Source organism: Xanthomonas cassavae CFBP 4642 (assembly GCF_000454545.1).
GTDB lineage: Bacteria > Pseudomonadota > Gammaproteobacteria > Xanthomonadales > Xanthomonadaceae > Xanthomonas > Xanthomonas cassavae.
Map to the genome: position 1 here is coordinate 2,769,139 of NZ_CM002139.1, position 1,524 is coordinate 2,770,662.

The following is a 1,524-nucleotide window of genomic DNA, read 5'->3' on the forward strand; positions in this document are numbered from 1 at the left end:
CAGCTCCGGCACGGGCGCACCGGCCTGGGCCTGCTTGAGCACGGCGATGATCTGGCTGTCGGTAAAGCGGGACTTCTTCATGGAACCTCCTCGGGAAAGGGTACGAGAAAATTCCACTTCTGGCGTCTGCTAATGGGCGGGGGGATTACCCTCGAATAACATCCACACCGCCCACATCCGTTGTTCTGGTGAATACTTCTCCAGGGCGATTCAGAATGCCTATGCGATCTGGCTTTGATAAATCCTCAGACGGGGATGCGTCCCAACCTCCTCAATGTGATTTACCAAGAAGCGGGTACCGGGAGGGAAGAGGACTTCCTCCTCATTTGGGCTCTCTGAAAACATGGAGATGCGCTTGCCATTTACTGAATCGGTTTCCCACTCGATTGACGTTCCTTGCCAGGATGCTTCCTTGGTTTCGGAGGTGGCAAAAAATCGACGATCCGTGGTTTCGCGTCTCTCTTGGTAGCGCTCGGCCACCCAATTCGTCAACTGATTTTCACCGGTAAAGACAGTCCCTTGGTATGAATATTCTTCGGGAAGCGAGTGCAGTGCCGAAATGATGCATTTTGCAAAAGCAAGGCCATGTACAGTAGGGGACTCATCTTTCTCTAAAACATTCTGTACTATTTGGTAATCGTCATCCGCTGTCCATGCCTGCAGCGCCACGAGATCCTCGGTTGCCATGTGTTCGAGTTCTGGGTGGATCCTCTGCATCTCTGCCATTCTTTGCTTCATCTCATTCCACCGCTGCTGCCTTTGTTGGCGGGATTGTTCGCTCGGCAGAGTTATGAACGCAGTCTTGAACTGTTTCCGCTCTTCAGGTGTGGTTCGGAACTGCGACCCATCGTGTTGGATCCGCTGCCAAAGCCGCTTTTTTTGTTTTACCAGATCGCTGGTGTTCAACTCCACCAGTGGACTTAATGGACGACGGCTCGAGCTCGCTCTGGGAGACCCGAGTGATGCCAAGCCATACAGGCTGGGTGACATGGACGCCTCGGGAGATGAAGGCGTAGAGGGCGTGGCCTGCTCTGTGGGGTGGGTTGCATAATGCTCAGGTGAGCCTGCCACGCTCGGCTTTGAAACGCATAGACCCATGTTGATCTCCTACAGTGACTGTAGGAGCAAGTTTGGCGAAAAGCTTTCCGACTCGCGCTGGCTCACCGAAGTCATAGCTGGGACGACGAAGCATTGACGCGGGGGATTCTAGAGCCTCTATAGAAGCTTGGCAGAAATTCCTTTTCTGACAGCAAGTTAGATCACTCTTTTCTTTTTCTCACGAATCCCTGCCGGGGTTCTACCTCATGGGTCGAGTAGTCCATGGTCGAGTGCAGCTCTTTGAGCACTCGCTCAGCGTAGACAAAGCAGGCCGATTTGCTGGGGCAGGAAGCTGCGCACAGCATTTGCACATAAGATTCAAAGGTTTAGGGCAACGCTGATCAAGTAGTCGCAACGGCCAGCGAACTGGCCGATCCGGCTCATGACGCACTTGGATCTACGATCAGCCGTCCTTCCATGCCCGTT

At 53.5% G+C, this 1,524-nt stretch carries 1 protein-coding gene; it reads right to left on the minus strand.

What is annotated here, in order from left to right; translation table 11 throughout:
• Nucleotides 1-219 precede the first annotated feature (219 nt).
• Nucleotides 220-1,098: a type III secretion system effector XopAI gene (gene xopAI / locus XCSCFBP4642_RS0112310; protein WP_029220046.1), complete on the minus strand. Its 879-nt coding sequence runs from the start codon at nt 1,096-1,098 to the stop codon at nt 220-222.
• Nucleotides 1,099-1,524 lie beyond the last annotated feature (426 nt).

Coding starts and splice junctions, on each gene's coding strand:
- xopAI (WP_029220046.1), bottom strand. CDS start 1,098: ATGGGTCTATGCGTTTCAAAGCCGAGCGTGGCAGGCTCACCTGAGCAT.